Here is a 25,510-nt window from a genome sequence, read left to right as displayed (position 1 = left end):
GTTCGGGTCAGACGCCCACGGCCGAGAGTTCGGCGAACTCCTCGTCGATGAGCTCGATGCTCGCGGCGGCGACGTTGTCCTCGAGGTGGGACACCGACGACGTTCCGGGAATCGGCAGCATCACCGGGGATCGACGCAACAGCCACGCGAGGGCGAGCTGCGACGCGGAGACGCCGTGCCGCTGGGCCAGCTCCGTCAGCGGGCTGCCCTCGCCGGTGAGCTTTCCGGTGGCGAGCGGGAACCACGGGATGAAGCCGATGTTCTGCTCGGTCGACCAGTCGAGGAGCTCCTCGAAGGAGCGGTCCGTGAGGTTGAAGAGGTTCTGGACGGACACGATCGGAGCGATCCTCTGCGCCTGTGTCACCTCCTCGACGGACACCTGGCTGAGGCCGATGTGCCGGATCTTGCCCTCGTCCTGCAGCGCCTTCAGTTCGCCGACCTGATCCTCGAGCGCGACGTCCGGGTCGATCCGGTGCAGCTGGAACAGGTCGATGCGGTCCACACCGAGACGGCGCAGCGACAACTCCGCCTGCTGGCGGAGGTATGCGGGACGACCGACCGGGGTCCACTGCCCGGGGCCCTGCCGGGTGAGCCCGGCCTTGGTCGCGATCACGATGTCGTCGGCGTAGGGACGCAGCGCCTCGGCGAGCAGGTCCTCGGCCACCTCGGGGCCGTAGCTGTCTGCGGTGTCGAAGAAAGTCACGCCCAACTCGACCGATCGCCGCAGCACGCGGATCGCCTCGTCGCGGTCACGCGGCGGCCCCCAGACGCCTTCTCCGGGCAGCTGCATGGTGCCGTAACCGAGCCGGGTGATCTCGAGGTCTCCACCGAGCAGGAAGGTGCCGCTCGCGTCGGCGGGGCGGGAAGTCGTCGATGTCGTCATGGCGAGTACGACGCCGTGGGGGTCGCAGGTATTCCTGCTCGTGATCGTCCCGCGCGCCACCACCGGTGGGCTCCGCACTACCACTGGGTAACATCGGGGCGATCCAGCGCGGCACGACGCCGCGACAGGCGAGAGTCAAGTGAGGGGCTGTGATGACGGAACGCGTCCAGGTCGGCGATCTGCAGGTGGCGGCAGTGCTGCACGAGTTCGTGGAGAAGCAGGCTCTGCCCGGCACGGGTGTGGATCAGGATGCGTTCTGGGCGGGTGTGCAGTCCCTCCTCGAGGATCTCGCGCCCCGTAACCGGGCGCTCCTCGAGGCCCGCGACGAGATCCAGGGCAAGCTCGACGCCTGGCACTCCGAGCACCCCGGAGCCGGCTACGACCGCGCGCAGTACAAGGCGTTCCTGAAGGAGATCGGGTACCTGCAGGACGAGCCAGCCGCGTTCGCGATCACGACCGAGGGCGTCGACACCGAGATCACCACGACGGCCGGCCCGCAGCTGGTCGTCCCCGTCCTCAACGCACGCTTCGCCATCAACGCCTCCAACGCCCGGTGGGGCTCGCTGTACGACGCGCTCTACGGCACCGACGCCATCTCCGAGGACGGCGGCGCGGAGAAGGGCACCAGCTACAACAAGGTGCGCGGCGACAAGGTCATCGCGTGGGCTCGCACGTTCCTCGACGACGCGGTGCCGCTGACGTCCGGCTCGCACGCGGACGCCACGTCGTACGTCGTCGACGGGTCCGCCCTGGCGGTCACCCTGTCCTCCGGCGACACCGTCGGTCTCGCGTCACCGGACTCGCTGCTCGGCTACACGGGTGAGCCGTCCGCACCGACCGGAATCCTGTTCGTCCACAACGGCTTGCACTTCGAACTGCAGATCGACGCCGAGAGTCCCATCGGCAGCACCGACGCCGCGGGCGTGAAGGACGTGCTGCTCGAGTCCGCGGTCACCGCGATCATGGACTTCGAGGACTCCGTCGCCGCCGTGGACGCCGACGACAAGGTGCTCGGCTACCACAACTGGCTCGGTCTGATGCGCGGCGATCTCGCCGAGGAGGTGTCGAAGAACGGGAAGACTTTCACCCGCACCATGAATCCGGATCGCGTCTACACCGCTCTGGACGGCTCCGAACTCGTGCTGCACGGCCGGTCGCTTCTGTTCGTCCGCAACGTCGGGCACCTGATGACCACCGATGCGATCCTCGACAAGGACGGCAACGAGATCCCCGAAGGCATTCTCGATGCCGTCATGACGTCCCTGACGGGCAAGCACAGCCTGCGAGACGACGTCGCGCTGAGCAACAGCCGCACCGGCTCGCTCTACATCGTGAAGCCCAAGATGCACGGTCCCGACGAGGTCGCCTTCACGAACGAGCTGTTCGCGCGGGTCGAGGACGTCGTGGGCCTCCCCCGCAACACCCTCAAGGTCGGCATCATGGACGAGGAGCGTCGCACGACGGTCAACCTCGCGGCCTGCATCCTCGCGGCGAAGGAACGCGTCGTGTTCATCAACACCGGCTTCCTCGACCGGACCGGCGACGAGATCCACACCTCCATGGAGGCCGGAGCCGTCGTGCGCAAGGCCGAGATGAAGAAGCAGAAGTGGATCGCCGCCTACGAGGACTGGAACGTCGACACCGGTCTCGCGGCGGGCCTCGAGGGCAAGGCGCAGATCGGCAAGGGAATGTGGGCGATGCCCGATCTCATGCACGACATGCTCGAGCAGAAGATCGGTCACCCGCGCGCGGGTGCGAACACCGCGTGGGTCCCGTCGCCCACCGCGGCCACGCTGCACGCCACCCATTACCACCAGGTCGACGTCTTCGCCCGCCAGGAGGAGATCGCGAAGGCTCGCCGCGCCACGGTCGACGACATCCTCGAGATCCCACTGGCCGCCGACACCTCCTGGAGCGACGAGGACAAGCAGCGTGAGCTCGACAACAACTGCCAGTCGATCCTGGGATACGTCGTCCGGTGGATCGACCACGGCGTCGGCTGCTCCAAGGTTCCGGACATCGAGGACGTCGCGCTCATGGAGGACCGTGCGACGCTGCGCATCTCGAGCCAGTTGCTGGCCAACTGGGTCCGTCACGGCATCGTGACCGAGCAGGACGTCGTCGCCTCGCTGACGCGCATGGCGCCGGTGGTCGATCGGCAGAACGCCGACGACCCGACCTACCGACCGCTCGCCGAGAACTCGGATTCCAACATCGCCTTCAACGCCGCCAAGGACCTCATCCTCGAGGGAACCCGGCAGCCGAACGGGTACACGGAGCCGATCCTCCACGCGCGCCGTCGCGAGTACAAGGCAGCGAACCAGGCATCCTGACGGGGAGGCCGGGAGCAGCACGAGAGAGGACGGGTCCCGAGGGTGGGAGAGCATCGTCGCACCGCGTCCACGTCGGGTGTTCGTCGCGGTGTGAGCCGCGGACCCGTCGTGGTCGTCGTCGTTCTCGTGCTGCTCGTCGCGGCCGTCCTGGGCTGGTTCGCCCTGCGCGATCGCATCACCGACGAGGGTGAGCAGGCCGCGAAGGCCTGTGTGGAGGGTGACGCCGTGCTGGCCGTCACGGCCGATCCCGACATCGCCGACGCCGTGCGTACGGTCGCCGCGGCGTGGGACGCCACGGCGCCGGTGGTGCGCGATCACTGCGTCACCACGACGGTGACCGAGACGGCGTCGGACGTCGCGGCAGCGGCCCTCGCGGCCGATCCGTCCGACGCGGCGGCCGGTCCTCGTCCGTCGCTGTGGATCCCGGCGACTTCGGCGGATGCGGCGCCGCTGATCGACGCGCGGCGGGTCGACAGCACCCCCCGGTCTCTCGCCACCAGTCCCGTCGTCCTCGGCGTCGCGCCGACGCTCGCCGACACCCTGGGAGCGGCGGCCGTGGGGTGGGCCGACCTGCCTCGTCTCGCCGCCACCCCCGGGTCGCTCGACGCCATCGGCGCCGTGGGCTGGGGATCCCTGCGACCGGCACTGCCGGCGGGGTCGACCACCACCGCGGCTCTGGTGTCGGTGGCTGCGGCGGTCGTCGATCCCACCGCCTCCACCGCGTCGTTGACCGCCGATCAGGCTGCGTCCGCGCCCGTCGTGTCGGCGGTCTCCGCGCTCTCCCGCGCGGCGACGGACGCGTCTCCCACACCGCCCGCCGATGCTGCGGCCGCTCTCGATGCGATGGTGCAGGGCGGCGACCCCGCGGCCGCCCCGGTCCACGCCGTCCCGGTCACCGAACAGCAGTTGTACGGCCGGATCACGGAGGGCCAGCAGCTGGCCGCCTTCCGCCCGGCCGGTTCGACGCCGAGTGCCGACCATCCTGCAGTGGTGCTCTCGGACGGTGATGCGACCGGACGCGCGGCTGCGGCCGCGTTCGCGGAGTTCGCCCGCGGAGCCGATCAGCAGCAGGCGTTCCTGCGACAGGGATTCCGCGTTCCCACCGCCGACGGAACCACCGAGGCGACACCTCCGTCGGTGGCGGGACTGACGTTCCCGGCGATCGGTCAGCCCGCCGCATCGCCCGAGCCGGCGGCGCGCACGGCGGTGCTCGACACCCTCGCGTCACCCACCCGCCCGTCGAGCACCACCGTCCTGCTCGACGTGTCGGGATCGATGGAGTCGATCGACGGGTCCGCCACGCGCCTGACCAACGTGACGTCCGCCCTGCGTCAGGTGATCGGCGCGGTTCCCGACACCAGCCGGATCGGCCTGTGGACGTACAGCCGGGCACTGGACGGATCACGGCCGTACCGGGTGGAGGTACCGCTCACGGAGGCGAACTCCGAGTCCCGCGCCGCACTGGACAGCTCTCTCGCCGGTCTGTCTCCCGCCACCGCCACCTCGACCTACGCCTCCGTGCAGGCGGCCTACGAATCGGCGGTGCAGAACTGGTCGGGCGACGGGACCAACTCGGTTCTTCTCGTCACCGACGGCCCGAACGACGACACCTCGATCTCCGCCGCGTCCTTCCTCCAGTCGATCGCGGCCGCGTCGGACCCTGCGCGTCCGGTCCGCATCGACGTGGTGTCGCTGACCCAGAACTCGGACATCGCGACGCTGCGCAGCCTCGCGGGCCAGACCGGAGGCGACCTCGTCGAGGTGTCCTCCTCCGACCCCACACTCACCGCCACGCTCGACCGATTGTCCTCCGACCGGTGACGATCTCCACCGAATGCCGAAGGGCTTCCCCGTGATTCGCATGCTGACGTTCGCCGTGCTCCTGGCGATCGTGACGTTCGTCCTGCACCGCCGTCTGGTGGTGGCCACCGGACTCACCGGCGCCGCGCGCCTCTCCGCAAATGCCGTTCTCGTGGTGTTCTGGGCCGCCGCGGTGGTCGGGATCGGCAGCGGTGAGGTACTGGATCCCTCGTGGGCCCGCTACGTCGCGTACCCGGGTCTGACCTGGCTCGCCGCACTCCTGTACCTCTGCCTCGGTTCCCTGCTGATCGCCGTGGGCGCCCTGGTGGTGCGGATCGGAGCGCGTGTCGCCCACCGCGACGGGGTGTCCGCACGGCGCACCTTCGTGCGTCCCGCCACCGCCGTTCTCGTCCTCGGCACCGTGGTGGCTGTCGCGTACGGAGTCGTCGCGGCCGCCACCCCGAAGGTGACCCGGACGACAGTCGAACTCGCAGCACTGCCCGCGTCGTTCGACGGTGTGCGGGTGGGACTCGTGTCCGACCTGCACGTCGGCCCGGCGCGCGGCGAGGCGTTCGTGCAGGGGGTCGTCGACACCCTCATGGCCGAGAAGCCGGATCTCGTCATCATCGCCGGGGACCTCGTCGACGGAACCGTGGACCTCGTGGGCCCGGCACTGGCTCCGCTGAGCGAACTGTCGGCGCCGCTGGGTGTCGTGGTCACCAGCGGCAACCACGAGTTCTACGCGGGCGACGGCGGCGCGTGGCTCGACCTGTACGACTCGCTGGGACTGCGGGTCCTGCGCAACGAGACGGTCCCGCTCACCCGCGGCGTCGACACGATCGACCTGGTAGGCATCGAGGACCTCACGGCGCCGGAACCGTACGAGCCGGATCTGGCGGCAGCCCTCGAGGGCACCGACCCGGCCCGTTTCCAGCTGCTCTCGGCGCACCAGCCCAAGCAGGCGACGCAGGCGTCCGATCTCGGTGTGGACATGCAGGTCTCCGGCCACACTCACGGCGGACAGATCTGGCCGATCGTGTATCTCGTACCGCTGCAACAGCCCTCGGTCCAGGGCCTCGACACCATCGGCGACACCACGCTGTACACCACCCGCGGCGCCGGCGCCTGGGGTCCCCCGGTACGCATCGGCGCGCCGCCCGAGATCTCTCTGCTGGAGCTCCGGACGGCGCGCTGATCACATCGCGTCAGTGGGTCAGGCGAAGGCCTCGATCGGCGGGCAGGAGCACACGAGGTTGCGATCGCCGTGTGCGCCGTCGATCCGCCGCACCGACGGCCACACCTTGGCGCGCGAGGTGCCGGCCGGGTAGACGGCCTCCTCGCGCGAGTACGGGTGCGTCCAGTCCGTGACGAGGCAGTGCGCCGTGTGCGGCGCGCCCCGGAGCGGGTTGTCGTCCACGGTCCACTCCCCCGACGCCACTCGTTCGATCTCCGCGCGGATGGCGATCATGGCGTCGACGAAGGCGTCGATCTCGTCGAGATTCTCGCTCTCGGTCGGCTCGATCATGAGGGTGCCCGACACCGGGAAGCTCATCGTCGGTGCGTGGAAACCGTAGTCCGCCAACCGCTTCGCGACATCGTCGACCGTCACCCCGGTCCGCTTCGTGATGGGCCGCAGATCGAGGATGCACTCGTGCGCGACCATCGAGCGATCGCCGGTGTAGAGCACCGGGAAGTACTCGTCGAGTCGGCGGGCGATGTAGTTCGCCGAAGCGATCGCGGTGAGGGTCGCGCGCCGTAGACCGGCGGCACCCATCATGCGGATGTAGGCCCACGTGATCGGCAGGATGGACGCCGAACCGTACGGTGCGGCCGAGATCGCACCGGTCTCACCGAGACCCTCCACGAACGGGTGTCCGGGCAGGAACTGCGCGAGGTGGGACCGGACGCCGATCGGACCGACGCCGGGGCCGCCGCCGCCGTGCGGGATGCAGAACGTCTTGTGCAGGTTCAGGTGGCTGACGTCGCCGCCGAAGCGACCGGGGCGCGCCACGCCGACCAGAGCGTTGAGGTTCGCGCCGTCGACGTACACCTGGCCACCCGCGTCGTGCACCGCGGCGCAGATGTCGCCGATCTCGTGTTCGTAGACGCCGTGCGTCGAGGGGTAGGTGATCATGATGGCGGCCAGCGACTCGGCGTGCTCGGCCACCTTGGCGCGCAGGTCGTCGACGTCCACGTCACCGTTGGTGCGGCACGCCACCACCACGACCTTCATCCCGGCCATCACGGCGGACGCCGCGTTGGTGCCGTGGGCGCTGGACGGGATGAGGCAGATGGTGCGTGCGTCGTCCCCGCGGCTGCGGTGATAGTTGCGGATCGCCAGCAGGCCTGCGTACTCGCCCTGGCTGCCCGCGTTCGGCTGCAGGGACACCGCGTCGTAGCCGGTGACCGCGACGAGCCACTCCTCGAGGTCGCTGATGATGCGCGCCATGCCGGGAGCATCGTCCGCGGGTGCGAAGGGGTGCAGGGCGTTGAAGCCCGGCCACGTGATGGGCTCCATCTCCGCGGTGGCGTTGAGCTTCATGGTGCACGAGCCCAACGGGATCATGCTGCGGTCGAGGGCGATGTCCTTGTCGGACAGCGCGCGGAGGTACCGGAGCATGGCGGTCTCGGTGCGGTACCGCGTGAACGCCGGGTGCGTCAGGAACTCCGACGTACGGGAGAGGGCGTCGGGAACGGCGATCGGCGCGGAGCCGGAGGCCGGCTCGACACCGAAGGCCTGCAGCACGGCCTCCACATGAGCGTCGATCGTGGCCTCGTCGCAGGAGATGCCGACGTGGTCGTCGTCGACGAAGCGGAGGTTGATCGCGGCGGTCGTCTTCGCGGCGGCGACCACCTCGGCCGCGCGGCCGGGTACGCGGGCGAGGACGGTGTCGAAGTAGTTCTCGTGCACCACGGTGACGCCACCGGCGCGCAGCGCGGCACCCAGCGAGGCCGCGTGGCCGGCGACGCGCCGCGCGATGGCGGTGAGCCCGTCGGCACCGTGGTAGCTCGCGTACATCGCGGCGACGACGGCGAGGAGCACCTGCGCGGTGCAGATGTTGGACGTCGCCTTCTCGCGGCGGATGTGCTGCTCACGTGTCTGCAGAGCCAGGCGGTAGGCGGGCGATCCGTCGGCGTCGACGGAGACGCCGACGAGGCGGCCCGGCAACTGACGAGCGTGGGAGGTGCGCACGGCCAGGTATCCCGCATGGGGTCCACCGAAGCCCATCGGGACGCCGAACCGCTGCGACGTGCCGAAGCACGCGTCGGCCCCCTGCTCGCCGGGCGAGGTGACGAGAGTGGCGGCGAGGAGGTCCGCGCCGACGGCCACGAGGGCGCCCCGATCGTGCGCCTCGGCGATCACCGACGTGAGGTCGACGATGCGGCCCGATGCTCCCGGCGTCTGCGACACGACACCGAAGAACTCGCCCTCGGGCAGGCCCGCCGCGAGGTCGGCGTCGACGAGCTCGATGCCGAGCGGCTCCGCGCGCGTCGCGATGACGGCGCGGGTCTGCGGGAACAGGTCGGTGTCGAGGACCAGGCGGGCCGACTTCGACTTGCCGGCACGGCGCAGCAGCGTCATGGCCTCCGCCGCGGCGGTGCCCTCGTCGAGCATCGAGGAGTTGGCGATGTCCATACCCGTCAGGTCGGACACCATGGTCTGGAAGTTGAGCAGTGCCTCGAGTCGGCCCTGGCTGATCTCGGGCTGGTACGGCGTGTACGCGGTGTACCAGGCCGGGTTCTCGAGGATGTTGCGCACCAGGACGGGCGGGGTGAGCGTGGCGCTGTAACCCTGGCCGATCATGGACGTCGCGACGGTGTTGCTCGCGGCCAGCGCGGCCAGTTCGGCGAGTGCCTCGTGCTCGGAGACCGGCGCGGGCAGAGCGTCCAGACCGTCCGCGATGCCGTCGACGGCCGCGTCGAGTATGTCGGCGGGAACCGCGGCGGCAGCGAGATCGTCCAGGCTCGCCACACCGATGACGTCGAGAAGTCGCGCGGTCTGCTCCGTGTCGGGCCCGATGTGGCGGTCGACGAAGGTACGGAGTCCGGAGGTCGAGCGGGGTTCGGCGGTCACGTGATCTCCCGTGGTGGTGGCGAGGTGCACGCCCCACACGCAGGGAGGGACGCCCCTCTCCCTCTGTCGTGATGCCCGAGACCACCGGGCGCCTGAGAGATTCGGCCGCCGCGTGCGGCGCCTTTCCCCGTGGGCGGGTGGACGATTCCACCACTTTCCAGAGGCGTCGGAGCCCGCACGGTCCCGGGTGCCTGAGAGATTGACGGAGAGGTGCTGCTCCTTCGGCGCTCGTCGGGCTCGGTCCTGTGACGGACCGTGTCCCGGCGAAGCTCTCCCGTGCGGCGTCGACGCTTCCTCAGTATATGGGAGTGCGCGTCGGCGGGTCAGCCGGTCTTGCGGCTCGCGCGATTCTTGCGGCGGGAGGCGAGCTCGTCCTCGGGCGTCGGCTGGCTCTCGCCGCCGTCGGCACGCTCGGCGGGGAAGTCGGCGATGGCGCCGGTCAGTTCACGCATGGCTCCGCTGACCGCGATCCCGAAGACGCCCTGTCCGCCCTGCAGCAGGTCGACGACCTCTTCGGCGGACGTGCACTCGTAGACGGTGGTGCCGTCCGAGAACAGCGTGATGCGGGCCAGATCCGCCACGCCACGACGACGGAGGTGGTCGACGGCGACACGGATGTTCTGGAGCGAGATGCCGGTGTCCAGGAGCCGCTTGACGATCTTGAGGACCAGGATGTCCTTGAAGGAGTACAGCCGCTGGCTACCGGATCCTGCCGCGCCGCGGATGGACGGCACCACGAGGCCGGTGCGGGCCCAGTAGTCGAGCTGCCGATAGGTGATGCCGGCGATCTGGCACGCACTGGGAACGCGGTAGCCGACCAACTCGTCCGGAACCGAATCGTCGGGGAAGAGACCGGGTTGCACCTCGTCCACGTCGTTCGATGCCAGCAGGCTCATCTGCTCCGGCTCCTGCGGCTGATCTGCCACGTGTTTCTCTCCCTCTCGGATGGTCCGCCTGGAGTCCTCGTCCGCGAACCTGTTCGGCATGCGCGGTGAGAACGACGATGACATCCGTGACGCTCGGCGAGGTCGAGAATACGCCCTCGCCGCGGTGAGCGGCACGTCCTTCATCGACCCGAACGCTATGGACCGCGGAGCCGTGAGGCAACGCGCCACGCGGTAAGCCTCAACCTCAACTCAAGGGTGAGACTCGATCGTTATCTAACCGTCGGTCGCCTTGAAGTCGTCCGGCGAGATGGTGTCCAGGAATTCCTTGAACTTCTCCACCTCGTCCTCGCGCTCGTCCGGCATCACCAGACCCGCTTCGGCCAGGACGGGCTCCTCCGCGAAGATGGGGACGCCGGCTCGCAGGGCGATGGCGACCGAGTCCGACGGGCGTGCCGAGACGCGCACGTCCTGGTCGAAGACCAGGTCGGCGTAGAAGGTGCCCTCCTGGAGATCGACGATGCGAACCTCCTTCAACGATCGCCCCAGGGCCGTGACGATGTCACCGATGAGATCGTGGGTCAGCGGACGCGGCGGTTGCACGCCCTGCTGCTCCAGTGCGATCGCCGTGGCTTCCGTCTGACCGATCCAGATCGGCAGGTACCGTTCCCCGTCCGACTCGCGCAACAGCAGAACAGGTTGATTCTGTGGCTGCTCCACCCGGATACCGATCACGCGCATCTCGCCCATTGCGCCGCCTCCCAGCTGCTGTGACTCGTCGCCCGCGCACTCGACGGGGCGGACGTGCTCTCCAGTGTATTGACCCGCGGCGCCGACGACCGGCCGTGCGAGCGGCCGACGCACGCCCTCGGGGCTACTTGTCCAGTATCCCGTGAACCGCGGACTTGACCAACGACGTGTGGAGCGACAGCGACAACGCGGCCAGCTCCCGGACGAGCTCCTCGGCGCGGTCGCGCGCGCCCGCGTCACGACCCAGTGCCACCGGCCCGGCAACCTGAGCCAGCAGGTTCGCCTCGCGGTCCGCGGCGAGCTTGAACGCGCGCAGATGCCGCACCTCGAGCCCGTACTGCGCCATCGCCCATGCCGTGCGCACGAGCACCACGGCTTCCTCGTCGTAGAAGCCGGCCGGACCCGCCGAGACGAGGCCGCTCTTCTGCAGTTCGAGCAGGAACGGCTCGTCCACGCCCGCACGCTCGAGCAGGTCGGCACGACTCATCCGAACGCGCCGCTCCCCGAGAAACTCGGTGGGCGAGACACTTCCGGGCGCCAGAGCCAGGACACGAGGCCCCTTGGGCGCCGCGGCGACACCGTCGGGACCCACGGAACGGATGCCGTTGTCCAGCGCGTCCAACTGCTCCTTGATGACCTTCAGCGGAAGGTAGTGATCACGCTGCGCCGTGAGGACGTAGCGCAGGCGCTCGCAGTCCTCGACGGAGAACCTCCGGTAACCCGACGCCGTTCGTTCCGGGGAGATCAGTCCCTCGGCCTCGAGAAAACGGATCTTCGAAATGGTGACGTCGGGGAAGTCCGGGCGCAGTCGATCGAGTACGGACCCGATCGACATGCCGCCACCGGACTGCTGTCCGACTGCCGTCATCAGCTACCTGCGCCGGCAGACGTCTCGCCGAGCTGACCGCCTGCGGACTGGCCCTTCGGACCGGTCAGGAACACGAGGCGGAACTTGCCGATCTGCACCTCGTCGCCGTTCGCCAGAACGGCGGAGTCCACGGGCTCACGGTTGACGTAGGTGCCGTTGAGGCTGCCGACGTCGACGACCTGGAAGTCCTCGTCGTCCTGACGGAACTCCGCGTGGCGACGGCTCACGGTCACGTCGTCGAGGAAGATGTCGCTGTCCGGGTGGCGTCCCGCGGACGTCGTGGGCTGGTCCAGCAGGAAGCGCGAGCCCGCGTTGGGGCCCCGCTTGACGACGAGCAGGGCGGAACCGACGGGCAGACCCTCGACCCCGGAGACCGGTGCGTCGGAGGAGCCCTGGGGCGCCGCTGCGGAATCGATCTCGTTCAGGAAGTCCGCTCGGAAGACCGAGGTGGTCTCCGCGGGGGACTCTCCGTAGACGCCGTCGTTGCCGTTATCGCTCACGTTTCTCCTCCTCGATCTGATCGCCCCTCACCCACGAGGCGATTCAGCACATTCTCTTGTCACGCTTGTCTGACGGTTCCGCGGTTCCCCGACCGGGGTGCCGCCGAACCACGTGAGGACCTTACCGACCGTACCTTGCACACACCGTCGCCCGGGCGTGCTTGCCCGCCCGCCGGGCACGGCTGTTACGTGGTCGTGATCGACGCGTACCCCTCGGCGTCCATCATCGCCTCGAGGGCGTCGTCGAGATCGCTCTCGGAGTCGACGGACAGGTCCACGAGCCAGCCGGCGCCGTACGGATCGCTGTTCACCAGTTCGGGGTCGCCGTCCAGTTCACCGTTCACCGCAACCACTTTGGCCGACAGCGGGGCGTAGATGTCGGAGACGCTCTTGGTGGACTCCACCTCGCCGAGCGACTCACCGGCCGACACCGCATCGTCCTCGGTGGGCAGCTGAACGAAGACGACGTCGCCGAGCTGCGACTGTGCGTAGTCGGTGACGCCCACGCGCACGGTGGTGGGGCCGGTCCGCTGGACCCATTCGTGCTCGGCCGTGTACCGCAACTCGGTGGGGATATCGGTCTGGCTCACGTGAACCGGGTCCTTTCGCAGGCGTTGTCGCGGTGCGGACGAGGAGAACCGCACTCGCGCTGAGCGTATTGGCGAGCTTTCCGCCTCCGCAAGGCGGGCGCTCCCCGGCTCATCGTGCGGTGAGCGGGAGGCGTCGGACCGGACCGAGCGCCAGGCCGAGGTACAGCGCGCCCGTGTAGAGGTACAGCGCGGTCCCCCACACCAGCAGGGCCTGTGCGGGAACCGCGATCACGTCGGCGCCGACCCAGTCCACCCGCGCGGCGAGGAGGAACGGCAGGGCGCTCATCAGGACGAACGTCGCGGCCTTGCCGAGGTAGATCACTTCGGGCGGAGCGAGTCCCCGCCGCCGGTAGAGCAGCAGGGTGAGTGCGAGGATGCCGTCCCGCGCGATCAGGACCACGGCCACCCACCACGGGAGGATGCCCGCGAGGGCGAACCCCACGAGTGTGGTGACGACGTACAGGCGATCGACGAACGGGTCGAGCAGAGCACCCAGGGCCGACGACTGGTCGAGCAGCCGGGCGAGCTTGCCGTCCAACCAGTCCGTGGCCCCGCTGAGCAGGAGCAGCAGCAGCGCCCAGCCGTACGCCTGCTCCCCCAGCAACAACCACAGGAACACCGGCACCCCGAGCAGACGAACGACACTCAGAGCATTGGGCACCGTCAGGATGCGATCGCCGACGACACCGGCGACCACGTCGCGAGGGCTGTCGGACGCCGGATCGGTCATCCCCCGAGCTTTCCACACGGGCGCGCCGTCCGGACCCGACGAGCCGCTACCGCCAGGCGAAGACCGGCTGCTCGTAGTCGTGCACGCGGGTGTGCCGCCCACCGAGCACCACCTCGCGGAACTGGTGCACCACCGCGCCCGTGGGCGCGTGCACCAGGCTCGAGCGGAAAGGCCACTGCACCACCGGTCGCGGCGACTCGGCGATCGACACGAACCGGGCGTCGACGTCGAGCTCGTCCGCGGTGACGCGGTAGAGGAACTCCACCTCGTCAGGATTTGGCACCGCGTCCCCGGTCCAGTCCGCGATCCACACCACGAACGGACGGATGACGTAGCCGGAGCGGGTCCGATAGTCGTCGAGCGTCCCGAGCACGGAGTCCGGGCCGACTCGGATGCCGACCTCCTCGTCGAGTTCGCGCAGGGCGGCATCGACCGGTGTCTCGCCGTCGTCGACATGCCCGCCAGGCAACGCGAACTGGCCCGGATGCGCGCGCATCCGGGAGGGCCGCTTCGTCAGCAGCACGTGCCGATCGCCGGGCTCCCCGCCGACGGCCACCACGACCGATGCCCGCCGTTCGTCACCGCCCTCGATGAGCCGACTCTCGAAACCGCCCAGCGTCCGCACGATCTCTGCACGTTCGAGGCGCGTGTCCATCAGGCGACAGTAGCCAGGCTCACCGGGCCGGTGCGCGCAGCGCGCGCACGGCCGGCGCCGCCGAGTACGGCAGGATGCGCGAGCGATCCGCCGGAAGGGCCAGCTCCACGACAGCGGACTCGTCGATCCGGTACGGCTGCGCGAGCACCACGCCGGCGAAGGCCTTGCGCAGCCGTGACATCTCGGCCCGGACCGTGATGGCACGGCCGTTGTCGCCGAACAGTTCCGTCGCAAGTTCTGCCGCGGTGCGCCCGTCTCTCCTCGCGGCGAGCAGGAAGAGGATCTCCGCGTGCCGAGGTGTCGGCTCGTGGGACCAGGTTCCGAAGGGACTCGACACCTCGACCACGGTGCGCGAGGGGTCGGACACGTCGATGCGGATGTTCGTCGGCGTCGACTCCCCGTCGACCACTCCGTCGCGTTGCGAGGACGCCGGTCGCACCATCCAGCCACCGGGCAGCGGCTCCAGATCGCACACGCCGAGCGTCGGTACCCACAGTCGGCCCGGCGCCACCTCATCGGGGAGCAGCACCCGATTGCGCACCGGGACCGACGCCACCGCCGCGACCCACCCGTGCCCGTCGACGGCCAGCGCGGGCGTCTCCGACCGAGCCAGCATCGGCGCCGCCACCGAGCGCAGGTTGTCGAGCGTGCGTCGATGCTGTTCACGCAGTTGAGCTTCGGCGAGTCGAGACACGGCATCGATCAGCGCCAGCGTGGTCGGGTGCACCGAACTCGCGGGTCCGCTGACGTCGACGAGACCCAGCACCCGGCCGGTACGCGGATCCTTGATGGGACTGCTCGCGCAGGTCCACGCGTGGTGAGTGCGCACGAAGTGCTCGGCGGAGAAGATCTGCACCGCCGAGCGCGAGACCAGTGCCGTGCCGATGGCATTGGTTCCCACACTGTCCTCGGCCCAGTCGGCCCCCTCGACGAAGCCGAGCCGATCGGCGCGTTCGAGCACCGAGGGTGCCCCGCTGCGCCACAGCACCCGCCCGAGCCGGTCCGCGACCACCAGTAGGTTGTCGGAGTCCTGCAGAACCGAACGCAGGCTCCCGGTCAACTCCGGCAGGATCTCCACGAGCCCCGAGTCCCGACGCATCTGCTCGAGTGCCGCGGCGTCGACAGCATCGGCGGGTCCGCGGTTCTCCGGATCGACACCCAGGTTCATCACGCGCTGCCACGAGTCACCGATGACGTCGCGGGGGCGAGCGGGCGCGCGGGCACCCGACATGGTCGCGTCGTACACGGCGGACAGCAGCTGTGCGTACCGACGTGGGTCCTCACCTGCCGCGACGGCGGGCTCGGGTTCGGAGGTTCGAGTCATCGACACCGATTGTGCTCCACATCACAGTGCGCGTCATCCCCGGGTCTGTCCCGATCGGTCATCGGTAGACGAGTCCGCCGTCGATGAGACCGGCCTGACCGGTCATGTACGCCGCGTCGGGCCCGGCGAGGTAGGACACGTATCCCGCGACGTCGTCGGGAGTCTCGGCTCGGCCCGACGCGATACCGCCCACGAACTTCTCGTAGGTCGCGCCCGTGCGACCTGTCCGTCGATGCTCATGAGTGTCTCCTTCATGTGATGGTGGACGTCCGGGACGGAGGTCAGAGCGACGGATCGACGAGAACCTTCATCTTCGTGCCGGCATGCAGTGCCTCGAAGCCGTCGTCGATCACCGCGTCCATCCCGATGCGCGACACCCACCCGGTGGGGTCGTACACGCCGTCGGCCATCAGAGCGATGACGGCGTCGTAGTCGGCGGAGGTGTAGCAGAGCGACCCCTGGATGCGGGCCTCCTTCATCACCAGATCGAGAAGCGGTGTGGTGAGCGGCTTCTCGTAGATGGCCACGCTGACCATCGGCTTGCGGGACCCGACGCACGCCAGCGCGGTCGCCACCGCCGGCGCGACACCGGCCGCGTCGTACACGGCGTCGGCGCCGCGCCCGTCGGTCTCGTCGGCCACCAAAGCGGGGACGTCGACGGACGTGGGGTCGAGAGTGCGTGCACCGAGCGCCTCGATCGCTGCCCGCCGGGTCGCGGACGGCTCCACCACGAGGATGTCGTCGAGCCCCTTGCCGCGCAGCGCGAACCAGAGTCCGATGCCGATCGGTCCCGCCCCGAACACCATCGCGGTGTCGCCTTCGCGCACCTCACCCAGAGTCGCCGCGTGGTAGGCCACCGACATCGGCTCCACCAGCGCACCCAGATCGAGGGACACGGAGTCCGGCAGCGCGTGCAGCATGTCGGTCGGCACCACCGTGTACTCGGCCATACCGCCGTCGGACATCAGTCCGTGGAAGCCGATCGACTGGCACACGTTGTAGTTGCCGGCTCGACACGGACCACAGTGCCCGCAGCGGTACAGCGGTTCGATGGCGACACGGTCGCCGATCGACCATCCCGTCACTCCCGCGCCGAGCTCGGTGATGGTGCCGGAGAACTCGTGTCCGAGAATCAGCGGCATCTGCTGACCGGTCAGGGCGTGCGGCTCGGTGGGAATGAAGATCGGACCGGCGTAGTACTCGTGCAGGTCGGTACCGCAGATGCCGTTGGCACCGACGGCGATCTTCACTTGATCCGGTCCCGGGTGGGGCTCCGGGACATCGGCGATCTCGACCTTGCCGGGCCCGTGGTACACCGCTGCGCGCATCGTTCGACTCCTCACCGGCCGTCCCAGCGACGGCCGTGATCACCGTTCTATGTGACACGCGGCACAGCACGACAGGGTTGCAGTCGGTTGCACCTGCGACTGCAACCCGCTGCAACTCTTCCTCGGACCGCGTCCACGGCGTGTGCTGTGCATCACACGAGCACGACCACGGAACGACGAAGACGGAGTTGTCATGACCCAGACCCTCGAGCCACCCACGCAGAGCATCTCGCCGCAGCAGCGGGTCGACGCATGGTTGGCCGATTTCGAAGCGGGGCTCGCTGCGCGGGACATCGATCGAGTCGTCGCGATGTTCGCCGTCGACAGCTTCTGGCGCGACCTGGTGACGTTCACCTGGAACCTCAAGACGGTGGAGGGACGCGACGGTATCGCCGACATGCTGACGGCACGGCTCGCCGACGTCGGTCCGCAGGGTTTCCGCACGACCGAGACACCCGACGAGGCCGACGGTGTCACCTCCGCATGGATCGAGTTCGAGACCGCGACGGCACGCGGCAAGGGACATCTGCGGCTACGCACCGACGCGGAGTCCGGTGAGTCGCTCGCCTGGACCTTGCTGACGACGATGCAGGAACTGAAGGGGTACGAGGAACCGCGCGGGCACGCGCGACCGATGGGGGCTGTGCACGGCTCGAACAAGGAGACGAAGACCTGGGCCGAGCGACGCGAGGCGGAGGAGAAGGAACTGGGATACGGCATCCAGCCCTACGCCCTCGTCGTCGGCGGCGGTCAGGGTGGCATCGCTCTGGGCGCTCGCCTGCGTCAGATGGGCGTCCCGGCCATCGTCGTCGATCGCGGCGAGCGCCCCGGTGATCAGTGGCGAGGACGCTACAAGTCGCTGTGCCTCCACGATCCGGTCTGGTACGACCACCTCCCCTACCTGCCGTTCCCGGACAACTGGCCGGTGTTCGCCCCGAAGGACAAGATCGGCGACTGGCTGGAGATGTACACGAAGGTCATGGAGGTGCCGTACTGGACGAAGACGACCGCCCTGTCGGCGACCTTCGACGAGGCGGCCGGGGAATGGACCGTGGTGGTCGATCGTGACGGCGAGGAGGTGACGCTGCGACCGAAGCAGCTGGTGATGGCGACGGGCATGTCCGGCAAGGCCTCCATCCCCGACTTCCCGGGAATGGACGTCTTCCGAGGCGAGCAGCATCACTCGAGTCAGCATCCCGGTCCGGACGCCTACGTCGGCAAGAAGGTCGTGGTGGTGGGCTCGAACAACTCGGCGCACGACATCTGCAAGGCGCTGTTCGAGACGGGCGCCGACGTCACGATGCTCCAGCGATCGTCCACTCACATCGTCAAGTCCGACTCGCTGTGCGAGATCGCGCTGGGCGACCTGTACTCCGAGCGCGCCGTCGAATCCGGAATGACCACGCAGAAAGCGGATCTCACCTTCGCCTCACTGCCGTACCGCATCATGCACGAGTTCCAGATCCCGGTGTACCAGCAGATCGCCGAGAAGGACAGGGACTTCTACGACCGCCTCGAGAAGGCCGGCTTCCAGCACGACTTCGGAGACGACGGCTCCGGACTCTTCATGAAGTACCTGCGGCGCGGCTCCGGCTACTACATCGATGTCGGCGCCTCGGAGCTGGTGGCGGACGGCAGCATCCACCTCGTCGGCGGCCAGGTCGACCACCTGACGGAGAACTCGGTGGTGCTGTCCGACGGGACGGAACTCGAGGCCGATCTCGTCGTGTACGCGACGGGCTACGGATCGATGAACGGCTGGGTGGCCGACCTGGTGGACCAGGAGACGGCCGACAAGGTGGGCAAGTGCTGGGGTCTCGGTTCCGACACCACCAAGGACCCCGGCCCGTGGGAGGGCGAGCAGCGCAACATGTGGAAGCCGACGCAGCAGGACAACCTGTGGTTCCACGGCGGCAACCTGCACCAGTCGCGGCACTACTCGCTCTACCTCGGCCTACAGCTGAAGGCTCGGTACGAAGGCCTGGACACCCCCGTGTACGGGCTGCAGGAGGTCCATCACCTGCGCTGACAGACGCGTGCGCCGTGTGCGTGTCCCTCGACACGCACACGGCGGTCGTCGGAGCGAGAGAACGTCACTTCACGGTCGGTGTGAGGCCGGTCGTCACTGACCGAGCCAGAGCCGCTTCCGGCAGACGGCGAGCATGGGCTCGACCAGCGCGCGGTCGGTGACCCGAACGCCGTTCTCCAGCAACACCTTCACACGACCGAAGAACTCGTGGGGCGTGAGTCCGAACTCCACCAGGATGTCCTCGGCGCGGCCGCCGCCGTAGACGTACCACCGCCGCAGGAAGGCGACCATCGCGAGGTCGGTCTCCGACGGATCCGTCGGATCGGTGGACAGGGGTGCTGCGCCGGGCGTCGTCGACCGGGAGGCTGCGGGGAAGGGTGTGCGTGTCACGACGCGAGTATTGCCCATCGATCCGACACTGCGGTGACGGATCGGTGAACATGCCGACGAGTCACAGCAATTTCTCAGCGGCTGTTCACTCCGGGACAGCGTGATCACCGGGCCGCGCGGGTATGTGATCCCCACCACGCCACCGCGGCGTCGTCCACCGTTCCGGTAGCGGAGGCAATAGATTCGACGGTGTTCGTCGTTCGTCGGCGGCACGACCGCCGGAGGGGCAGCACGATGAACGTTCGACACAGACGACCGGCCACCTGGTTCGCGACCGCCGCAGTGGGCGTCGCACTGGTCACCGCCCTCGCGGCCCCCGCGAGCGCCGCGCCCGCACCGGGCGACTTCTCCGGCGTCCCGGAGCGGACCTCCCTGTCGTACACCTCGCTCTCCACGGGCGTCCACGTCGGCACTGCCAACGAGAACGAGGCACGGCCGGGACTCTCCACGGTCAAGCTCTACCTGGCGGATCACGTGCTCCGACAGGGTGATTCGTCCGCGGAGGACCGCGACCTCGCCGCTCGCATGATCCAGGTGAGCGACGACTGGGCCGCCTCGCTGCTCGACAGCAAGTACCCCGGCGCCATCGACGCCGCGGCGCGCGAGTACGGACTGACCGCGACCTCGCGAGGCAGCTTCTGGGGCGACTCCTACACCAGCACGGCCGACACCGTGCGCTTCCTCGACACCAAGAAGCGCACCGATCCCGGCAGCCCCGTCCTCACGTGGATGACCACGGCGCTACCGGTCGCGGCCGACGGCACGGTCCAGGACTGGGGCACCGGTCGGCTCGCCGCCGCCACCGGAACGAAGTGGGGCTGGGCGGACGACGGGTCCAGCGTCGTCGCCTCGGCCTCCATCGGCGACGACTTCACGGTCGCGGCCAACACCTACGGCGGCCCGGCGACCCAGAGCGACGACGTACTCACCGCGCTGGGGGCGTTCGATCTGGCGACCCCGACGATCGTGACCGCGCCGAGTGTTCCGTCGCTGCTGGACGCCATCCTCGGCATTCGCTGACACCGACATCGACCGGCCTCACGCCGACTTCTTACGACTCCGATTACCGGATCGAGCGGAGACCGCACCACCGAGCAGGATCATGCGCATGGTCCGTTCGGCGGCGTCGGTGAGCAACCGCTCGCCGTTCGCGACCGCCTCGGACAACGGCATCGGCACCGTGATGATGGACGCGATGGCGGCGATGCCCACGTCGTGCACCGCCGGCGCTCCGCGACCGAGTGATCCCGCCAACGCGATCACCGGCACGCCGAACTGCTGGCAGCGCCGCGCCACCTCCGCCGGTACCTTGCCACGCGGGGTCTGGAAGTCGATGGACCCTTCGGCAGTGATGACGAGGTCCGCCTTGCGGATTCGGCGGTCGAGGTCGATTCCCGACAGGCCCGAGTCCAGCAACGCATCGAAGCGGGACCGCAACTGCGCCCCGACCCCGGCCGCGAGTCCTGCACCCAGTCCGCCCGACGCTCCCGTGCCCGCTCCGGTCGCCACATCGCCGGTGGCCACACCGTCCTGCTCGAGGACGCGCGCCCAGTTGTCCAGGGCGGCGGCGAGTTCGTCCACCTGATCCGGGGACGCCCCCTTCTGCGGTCCGAACACGCGGGCGACACCGCTGGGTCCGCACAGTACGTTGTGCGGATTGCACGCGAGCACGACGTCGACCTCGGTGAGACGGGGATGCAGCGCCGTCAGATCGAGGTGGTGCGCCCGGATCAGTTCTCGACCGCCGCGGCCGATCTCATGGCCCTGCACGTCGAGGATCCTGGCGCCGAGCGCCTGCAGTGCCCCGGCTCCCCCGTCGCAGGTGCCGGAATCGCCGCAACCCACCAGGATCGTGTCCGCGCCCGCGTCGAGCGCCGCGGCCATGAGCTGGCCGACACCGTAGGTGGTGGTCGCGCCGGGATCGCGCCGATCGTGCGGTACGAGGGAGAGCCCCGCCGCAGCCGCCATCTCCACCACGGCGACGGAGCGCTCGGAGCCACCGAGTCGGGCCCAGTGCGAGGGCACCGGCTCCCCCACCGGTCCGACGACCGTCGTCTCGTGGACGGTGCCGCGCGTCGCGGCCGCCAGTGTGCGTGCCGTTCCCTCACCGCCGTCGGCGATGGGCGCGGTGTCGACCCGAACTCCGGGTAGTGCGCGCCGCACCCCCGATGCGATGGCGGACGCGACGGACTCGGCGCAGAGGCTCTCCTTGAAACCGCTGGGGGCGACGAGGATGCGCTGGGGAACTCGTGTGGACATGGTTCTCCTGAGATAGGGGTGGGAGCAGTCAGGGCAGGTACAGCGGAAGACCGAGGGCAGGCCACAGCCATACCGAGCAGACGAGAACGAGAGCGACGGACACCGGGGCGACTGCGGCGGACAGGCGGAGAAGGTGGCCTGCCGAGAACCCCGGGACGGAGTCGCTCGCGGCGAACATCGCCACCGGTTTGGCCGAACTGGTGAGGGTGAGGCAAAAGCCGGCGGCAGCGGTGGAAGCGAACGCCGCCGCGGCGGGATCGATGCCGAGCACCGGCGCAGTGGCGACGACGACGGGGACGAGCACCGCGGAGCGGGCGGACCGTGACTGGACCACGAGGTGGGACAGCAGCGACACCAGCACCAGTACGACCACGAACACGGTCGCGGCGGACGACCCGAGCGCGCTGATGGGCCCGAAGACCAGGTCGGCGAACCACTCGGCGGCACCCGTCGTGGTCAGCGCCACTCCGAGACACAGTGTTCCGGCCATGAAGAGCAGCAGGCTCCACGGGATGGTGCGGACGGCAGCAGGCAGCGTGGTGGCCCCGACGAACGGTGCCGACGCGAGCAGTGCGCCGATCATCGCGACGATGGCCGGTTCGACACCGTGCACCGGCTCGGTGCACCACAGGGTCACGACGGCGACCAGGACGAGCAGGACACGCTTCTGCGGGACGGTGAGTGGTCCGGCGGACCCGCCGAACGCGTCGCGTGTCACCGAGAGCGGTCGGCGTCGCTCCGCTCGATCGGTGAACAGGGACAGCGCGATCTCCGCCGCGAGATGCGACCACACGATCGCGAGCGGCAGTCCGAGGATCGCCCACTGCAGGAACCCGATGCCCGATCCGGTCGTCGTGCGCACGATCTCGCTGGTGATGAGGTGCGCGCCGGCCCCCAGCAGCGACCCGACCGCGGAGCAGAGGATCACCGCGGGGAAGACCAGGGACAGCGTCAGCACCACTCGGGGCCGTTCACGCAGAACGGTCGCCAGAGCGAGGAACACCGGCAGCGCGAGCGCAGCCCGGCCCGACGTCGACGGGATCGCGAAGGTCGTCAGGAGCAGCACGAGGGTGACCAGATGGACGAGCTGCCGCGGCGACCGGGCGACCGACAGCACGCGTGCCGCAACCCGAGCGGACAGGCCGCTGGCCGTCACCGCCGCGGCGATGACGAACGACCCGACCAACAGCCAGATCACGGTGTCACCCAGTGTGCGCGTGAAGGTCTCGGTGGACACGGGACCCAGGATCACCAACGTCAGAGCGGCGCCCAGAGCGACGTGGGTGTCGTCGAGGGGCGAGAAGATCCACATCCACACCGCGACGAGGAAGACCAGCACCGTGATGGTCCCGTGTGCGGTCAGATCGCCGGCCACTCCTGCCAGGACGACACCGACGGCGAGCACCGCGAGAATGACGGCACTGACGAGGGTCCGCGGCGACGGCGTCGGAACTCGCCGCGGCGTCCGGGTCGGGACAGGACTGGTGGGAGTACGCCGCCCGGGCGGCGTCGTCGCGAACTCGGTGACGGTCATCGGACGCGGTATCCCATCCCGCGCACGGTCTCCACGCGCTCGGCGCCGATCTTCGCGCGCAACGCACGCACGTAGACGTCGACCACGTTCGAGGCCGGATCGAAGTCGTATCCCCACACCTGCCCGAGGATCTGCTCACGGGACAGCACCTGGTCGGGGTGGCGCAGGAACGTCTCGAGCAGAGCGAACTCGCGCGCCGTCAGATCGACGACCGACTCCCCCACGTGCACACGGCGTGACCGCAGATCGAGACGAAGGTCCCCCGAGGTCAGCGAGTTGTCCGCCGAACCTGCGGTGTCGTCCTGCAACCGCAGGCGTACCCGTGCGAGGAGCTCGGCGAACTGGAAGGGCTTGGTCATGTAGTCGTTGGCGCCGCCCTCGAGCCCGGCAACGGTGTCGCGCACGCTGTCCCGAGCGGTCAGGACCACCACGGGTGTCGACACACCCTCGCCGCGCAACTGTCGGAGCACCGTGAACCCGTCCATCGCCGGCAGGCCGATGTCGAGCACCACCATGTCGAAGCCACCGCCACGCGCCATCATGAGCGCGGTCTCGCCGTCGGCGACGTGCTCGGTGGTGTACCCGGCGGCCCGCAGACCCTTGCCGACGAAGGAGGCGATGTGGATGTCGTCCTCCGCGATCAGGATTCGGCTCATCGGATCTCCTTCGTGAGTGCATCGTCTGTCGTGAGCGCCGGGCCGGTCTCGGACCGCGGGCTATGGCCCGGAGCCGGGAGGTCGAGGCCGAACGTCGCCCCCTCGCCGTGCACACTGCGCACCCAGGCGGAGCCGCCGTGGGCGTCGGCGATGGCACGGACGATGGCGAGTCCGAGGCCGGCTCCCGACCGCGCTGCCGGTGACGTCCGGTCGGCGGGCGATCCGCGTTGGAAACGGTCGAAGATGACGGGCGCGTCCTCGGGGCGGACACCGGGCCCGTCGTCGGCGATCCACAGCGACAACCGTCGAGCGTCCCCGTCGTCGTGGAAGGTCGATCCGAGCCGGATGCGGCTCCCGTCCTCGGTGTGTCCGACGGCGTTGGCCGCGAGCTGGACCATGGCCTGCGTGACGCGCTGGGCGTCCAGAACACACGAGCCCTCCGCGACCTGCATCAGCAACCACTGCCGATCGCCGAGCGTCTGCACCTTCGACTCAATATCGAGGACGAGTTGCGCCGCATCGACGGGGGCGGGCACGACGAAATCGGGCTGCTCGGCCTTGGCCAACATGAGCAGATCGCTGACGATCCGCCCCATGCGGGCGAGCTCGCTGTCGACGAGCGCCAACGTACGCCGCCGCTCCTCCGGGTCCTCCGACATGAGCTCGAGATGCCCCCGGACGATCGTGATCGGCGTGCGCAGTTCGTGTCCGGCATCGTCGACGAACTGTCGCTGGGTGACGTACGCCTGCTCCAGCCGGTCGAGCATCGCATTGAACGTCTCGGCGAGATCGGAGATGTCGTCGCGCCCGTGGACCGGGACGCGCGCGGTCAGATCCGTCTCCCCGATCTCGGCCGCGACCGTGCGCACCGTGCGGACGGGAGCGAGAATGCGACCGGCGACGAGATACGCGATTCCAGTCGTCAGCAGCAGTCCGACGGCGCCGACCACTGCCATGGTTCGCATGGTCCGATCGACGAGATCACGGTTCGCACCGGTGAACGCCGTGACGACGAACGTGCCGGCGCGGCCGGTCGCGTCGTCGATGACGACGTGCCCCCACCGCATCTCGCCGTTGTCGGTGTCCAGCACTCCGGCGGGTTCGGCCGACTGCACGACCGTCGTCAGGATCGGTGACCCCGGTGCGAGCACGGTCGGCACATCGACGCCGGGCTGAGTCAGTACCGAGTCGCCCACGACGCCGAACATCACTTCACCCGTGCCGGCCGACTGCCGGGCGAGGTACACCTCGAGAAGCCGCTCCACCGAGACGAACGGCTGCGTCGTCGTGGGATCGACCCCCTCGGACGCGAAGGTCCGGAACTCCTCGGCTTCCTGCGCGACGTCCCCGTTGGCGCGCACGTCGACGTCGCGCAACAGCAGATTGCGGGCGGTCACCAGCACGACCACCAACAGAAGAAGGGTCGTCAACATGATCCAGGCGGTGATCTTCCACCGTGCCGGAAGTGCCGATCCACGGCGAGCCGAGACACCGGCGGCGTCACTCATCATCGTCGTCACCGCCGTCGACGTCGTCGACGTCGTCGACGTCGTCGGCGCCGTCGGCGCCGTCATCGCCGTCGTCCGCGTCGTCCTCGGAGAAGTCGACGATCGGCGGTGCCTGCACTGGGGCCTGAACTGGCGGCGGTGTGATCGGAGCGGGAGCGGCCGGCGCGGGCGCGGGAGAGGCAGACGGGACATCAAGTGTGGGAGCGATCACCTCGGGCGTCGGCTCCGGCGCCACACTCACCACGACGGGCGAGGGGTCGAGGCGTGGCGCCGGTGATTGCGTCACCAGGACCCCGGCGACGAGAACGCACGCGATGGCCACCAGGACGGCGGCCGCGGCGAGTGGGCGGGAGGAGCGCATGACAGCAACTATGCCGGGGGTCCATGACCGTCCCATGAGACGACGATGAAGGT

General features: G+C 69.3%; 23 protein-coding genes and 1 riboswitch. Of the genes, 5 read left to right on the top strand and 18 right to left on the bottom strand.

Annotation, left to right across the window (positions count from 1 at the left end; translation table 11 throughout):
• Window positions 1-7 precede the first annotated feature (7 nt).
• Window positions 8-883, bottom strand: a complete 876-nt coding sequence (locus ASG69_RS09945; RefSeq protein WP_056444447.1) for an aldo/keto reductase — start codon at window positions 881-883, stop codon at window positions 8-10.
• A gap of 152 nt (window positions 884-1,035) precedes the next feature.
• On the opposite strand from ASG69_RS09945, the gene ASG69_RS09940 reads away from it, so the two are divergent.
• The 3 genes from ASG69_RS09940 (at window position 1,036) to ASG69_RS09930 (ending at window position 6,211) form a co-directional block, all read left to right on the top strand.
• Window positions 1,036-3,216, top strand: a complete 2,181-nt coding sequence (locus ASG69_RS09940; protein ID WP_056444444.1) for a malate synthase G — start codon at window positions 1,036-1,038, stop codon at window positions 3,214-3,216.
• A gap of 90 nt (window positions 3,217-3,306) precedes the next feature.
• Complete coding sequence (locus ASG69_RS09935) at window positions 3,307-5,037, top strand: VWA domain-containing protein (protein WP_235578913.1); 1,731 nt, start codon at window positions 3,307-3,309, stop codon at window positions 5,035-5,037.
• A gap of 31 nt (window positions 5,038-5,068) precedes the next feature.
• Window positions 5,069-6,211 carry a metallophosphoesterase gene (locus ASG69_RS09930; protein ID WP_056445111.1) on the top strand — a complete coding sequence of 381 codons (1,143 nt, stop codon included), beginning with the start codon at window positions 5,069-5,071 and terminating at the stop codon, window positions 6,209-6,211.
• 18 nt (window positions 6,212-6,229) lie between these two features.
• Here ASG69_RS09930 and gcvP read toward each other — a convergent pair whose 3' ends face one another.
• The 11 genes from gcvP to ASG69_RS09880 all read right to left on the bottom strand — a co-directional run bounded on the left by gcvP (window position 6,230) and on the right by ASG69_RS09880 (window position 16,720).
• Window positions 6,230-9,091, bottom strand: coding sequence for an aminomethyl-transferring glycine dehydrogenase (gcvP, locus tag ASG69_RS09925; RefSeq protein WP_056445108.1), 2,862 nt, complete (start codon window positions 9,089-9,091; stop codon window positions 6,230-6,232).
• 168 nt (window positions 9,092-9,259) lie between these two features.
• A riboswitch (glycine riboswitch) is annotated at window positions 9,260-9,378 on the bottom strand.
• Window positions 9,379-9,414: 36 nt separating this feature from the next.
• Window positions 9,415-9,987 carry a MerR family transcriptional regulator gene (locus ASG69_RS09920; RefSeq protein ID WP_231476295.1) on the bottom strand — a complete coding sequence of 191 codons (573 nt, stop codon included), beginning with the start codon at window positions 9,985-9,987 and terminating at the stop codon, window positions 9,415-9,417.
• A 264-nt stretch (window positions 9,988-10,251) separates the two neighbouring features.
• Window positions 10,252-10,725 carry a bifunctional nuclease family protein gene (locus ASG69_RS09915; RefSeq protein WP_027505439.1) on the bottom strand — a complete coding sequence of 158 codons (474 nt, stop codon included), beginning with the start codon at window positions 10,723-10,725 and terminating at the stop codon, window positions 10,252-10,254.
• Between the two features lie 124 nt (window positions 10,726-10,849).
• On the bottom strand, window positions 10,850-11,593 hold the full coding sequence (gene ftsR / locus ASG69_RS09910; RefSeq protein ID WP_027505440.1) for a transcriptional regulator FtsR: 744 nt from the start codon (window positions 11,591-11,593) through the stop codon (window positions 10,850-10,852).
• The gene (gene garA / locus ASG69_RS09905) at window positions 11,593-12,093 is read right to left on the bottom strand and encodes a glycogen accumulation regulator GarA (RefSeq protein ID WP_027505441.1); all 501 of its coding nucleotides are present in this window, start codon (window positions 12,091-12,093) and stop codon (window positions 11,593-11,595) included. Before garA ends, ftsR begins: the two co-directional genes overlap by 1 nt.
• A gap of 185 nt (window positions 12,094-12,278) precedes the next feature.
• Window positions 12,279-12,683 (bottom strand): glycine cleavage system protein GcvH, encoded by a 405-nt coding sequence (gene gcvH, locus ASG69_RS09900; protein WP_027505442.1) that lies wholly within the window; start codon window positions 12,681-12,683, stop codon window positions 12,279-12,281.
• A 109-nt stretch (window positions 12,684-12,792) separates the two neighbouring features.
• Window positions 12,793-13,413: a CDP-alcohol phosphatidyltransferase family protein gene (locus ASG69_RS09895; protein WP_056444439.1), complete on the bottom strand. Its 621-nt coding sequence runs from the start codon at window positions 13,411-13,413 to the stop codon at window positions 12,793-12,795.
• Window positions 13,414-13,459: 46 nt separating this feature from the next.
• Entirely contained in the window at window positions 13,460-14,068 is a 609-nt protein-coding gene (locus ASG69_RS09890; RefSeq protein WP_056444437.1) for an NUDIX hydrolase, read from the bottom strand.
• A gap of 19 nt (window positions 14,069-14,087) precedes the next feature.
• Window positions 14,088-15,392 carry a GAF domain-containing protein gene (locus ASG69_RS09885; protein ID WP_056444434.1) on the bottom strand — a complete coding sequence of 435 codons (1,305 nt, stop codon included), beginning with the start codon at window positions 15,390-15,392 and terminating at the stop codon, window positions 14,088-14,090.
• A gap of 58 nt (window positions 15,393-15,450) precedes the next feature.
• Window positions 15,451-15,687, bottom strand: coding sequence for an SDR family oxidoreductase (locus tag ASG69_RS22125; RefSeq protein WP_268788566.1), 237 nt, complete (start codon window positions 15,685-15,687; stop codon window positions 15,451-15,453).
• A complete protein-coding gene (locus tag ASG69_RS09880; RefSeq protein ID WP_056074975.1) occupies window positions 15,674-16,720 on the bottom strand; it encodes a 2,3-butanediol dehydrogenase in 1,047 nt (348 codons plus the stop codon). The genes ASG69_RS22125 and ASG69_RS09880 overlap by 14 nt, the downstream gene beginning before the upstream one ends.
• 193 nt (window positions 16,721-16,913) lie before the next feature.
• Between ASG69_RS09880 and ASG69_RS09875 the strand changes: the two genes are divergently transcribed.
• On the top strand, window positions 16,914-18,749 hold the full coding sequence (locus ASG69_RS09875) for an NAD(P)/FAD-dependent oxidoreductase (RefSeq protein ID WP_056444431.1): 1,836 nt from the start codon (window positions 16,914-16,916) through the stop codon (window positions 18,747-18,749).
• A gap of 93 nt (window positions 18,750-18,842) precedes the next feature.
• Here the strand turns inward: ASG69_RS09875 and ASG69_RS09870 are convergent, their stop codons facing one another.
• Window positions 18,843-19,139 (bottom strand): DUF3263 domain-containing protein, encoded by a 297-nt coding sequence (locus ASG69_RS09870; RefSeq protein ID WP_156380489.1) that lies wholly within the window; start codon window positions 19,137-19,139, stop codon window positions 18,843-18,845.
• Between the two features lie 234 nt (window positions 19,140-19,373).
• Between ASG69_RS09870 and ASG69_RS09865 the strand changes: the two genes are divergently transcribed.
• A complete protein-coding gene (locus ASG69_RS09865) occupies window positions 19,374-20,159 on the top strand; it encodes a hypothetical protein (RefSeq protein ID WP_056444429.1) in 786 nt (261 codons plus the stop codon).
• Between the two features lie 18 nt (window positions 20,160-20,177).
• On the opposite strand, the gene ASG69_RS09860 is transcribed toward ASG69_RS09865, so the two are convergent.
• Genes ASG69_RS09860 through ASG69_RS22760 form a run of 5 tightly spaced genes read right to left on the bottom strand, consistent with a single transcriptional unit; the run spans window position 20,178 to window position 25,457 of the window.
• Window positions 20,178-21,398, bottom strand: coding sequence for a glycerate kinase family protein (locus ASG69_RS09860; protein WP_056444424.1), 1,221 nt, complete (start codon window positions 21,396-21,398; stop codon window positions 20,178-20,180).
• A 28-nt stretch (window positions 21,399-21,426) separates the two neighbouring features.
• Window positions 21,427-22,932 (bottom strand): SLC13 family permease, encoded by a 1,506-nt coding sequence (locus ASG69_RS09855; RefSeq protein ID WP_056444421.1) that lies wholly within the window; start codon window positions 22,930-22,932, stop codon window positions 21,427-21,429.
• Window positions 22,929-23,588 (bottom strand): response regulator transcription factor, encoded by a 660-nt coding sequence (locus tag ASG69_RS09850; protein WP_056444417.1) that lies wholly within the window; start codon window positions 23,586-23,588, stop codon window positions 22,929-22,931. The genes ASG69_RS09855 and ASG69_RS09850 overlap by 4 nt, the downstream gene beginning before the upstream one ends.
• Window positions 23,585-25,096: a sensor histidine kinase gene (locus ASG69_RS09845; RefSeq protein ID WP_056445102.1), complete on the bottom strand. Its 1,512-nt coding sequence runs from the start codon at window positions 25,094-25,096 to the stop codon at window positions 23,585-23,587. The genes ASG69_RS09850 and ASG69_RS09845 overlap by 4 nt, the downstream gene beginning before the upstream one ends.
• The gene (locus tag ASG69_RS22760) at window positions 25,089-25,457 is read right to left on the bottom strand and encodes a hypothetical protein (RefSeq protein ID WP_056444414.1); all 369 of its coding nucleotides are present in this window, start codon (window positions 25,455-25,457) and stop codon (window positions 25,089-25,091) included. Before ASG69_RS22760 ends, ASG69_RS09845 begins: the two co-directional genes overlap by 8 nt.
• Window positions 25,458-25,510: the final 53 nt, after the last annotated feature.

This window comes from Rhodococcus sp. Leaf225 (genome assembly GCF_001426145.1).
Classification (GTDB): Bacteria; Actinomycetota; Actinomycetes; order Mycobacteriales; family Mycobacteriaceae; genus Rhodococcoides.
The sequence above is the reverse complement of the archived record's forward strand: the minus strand, read 5'-3'. Positions and strand labels throughout refer to the sequence as shown.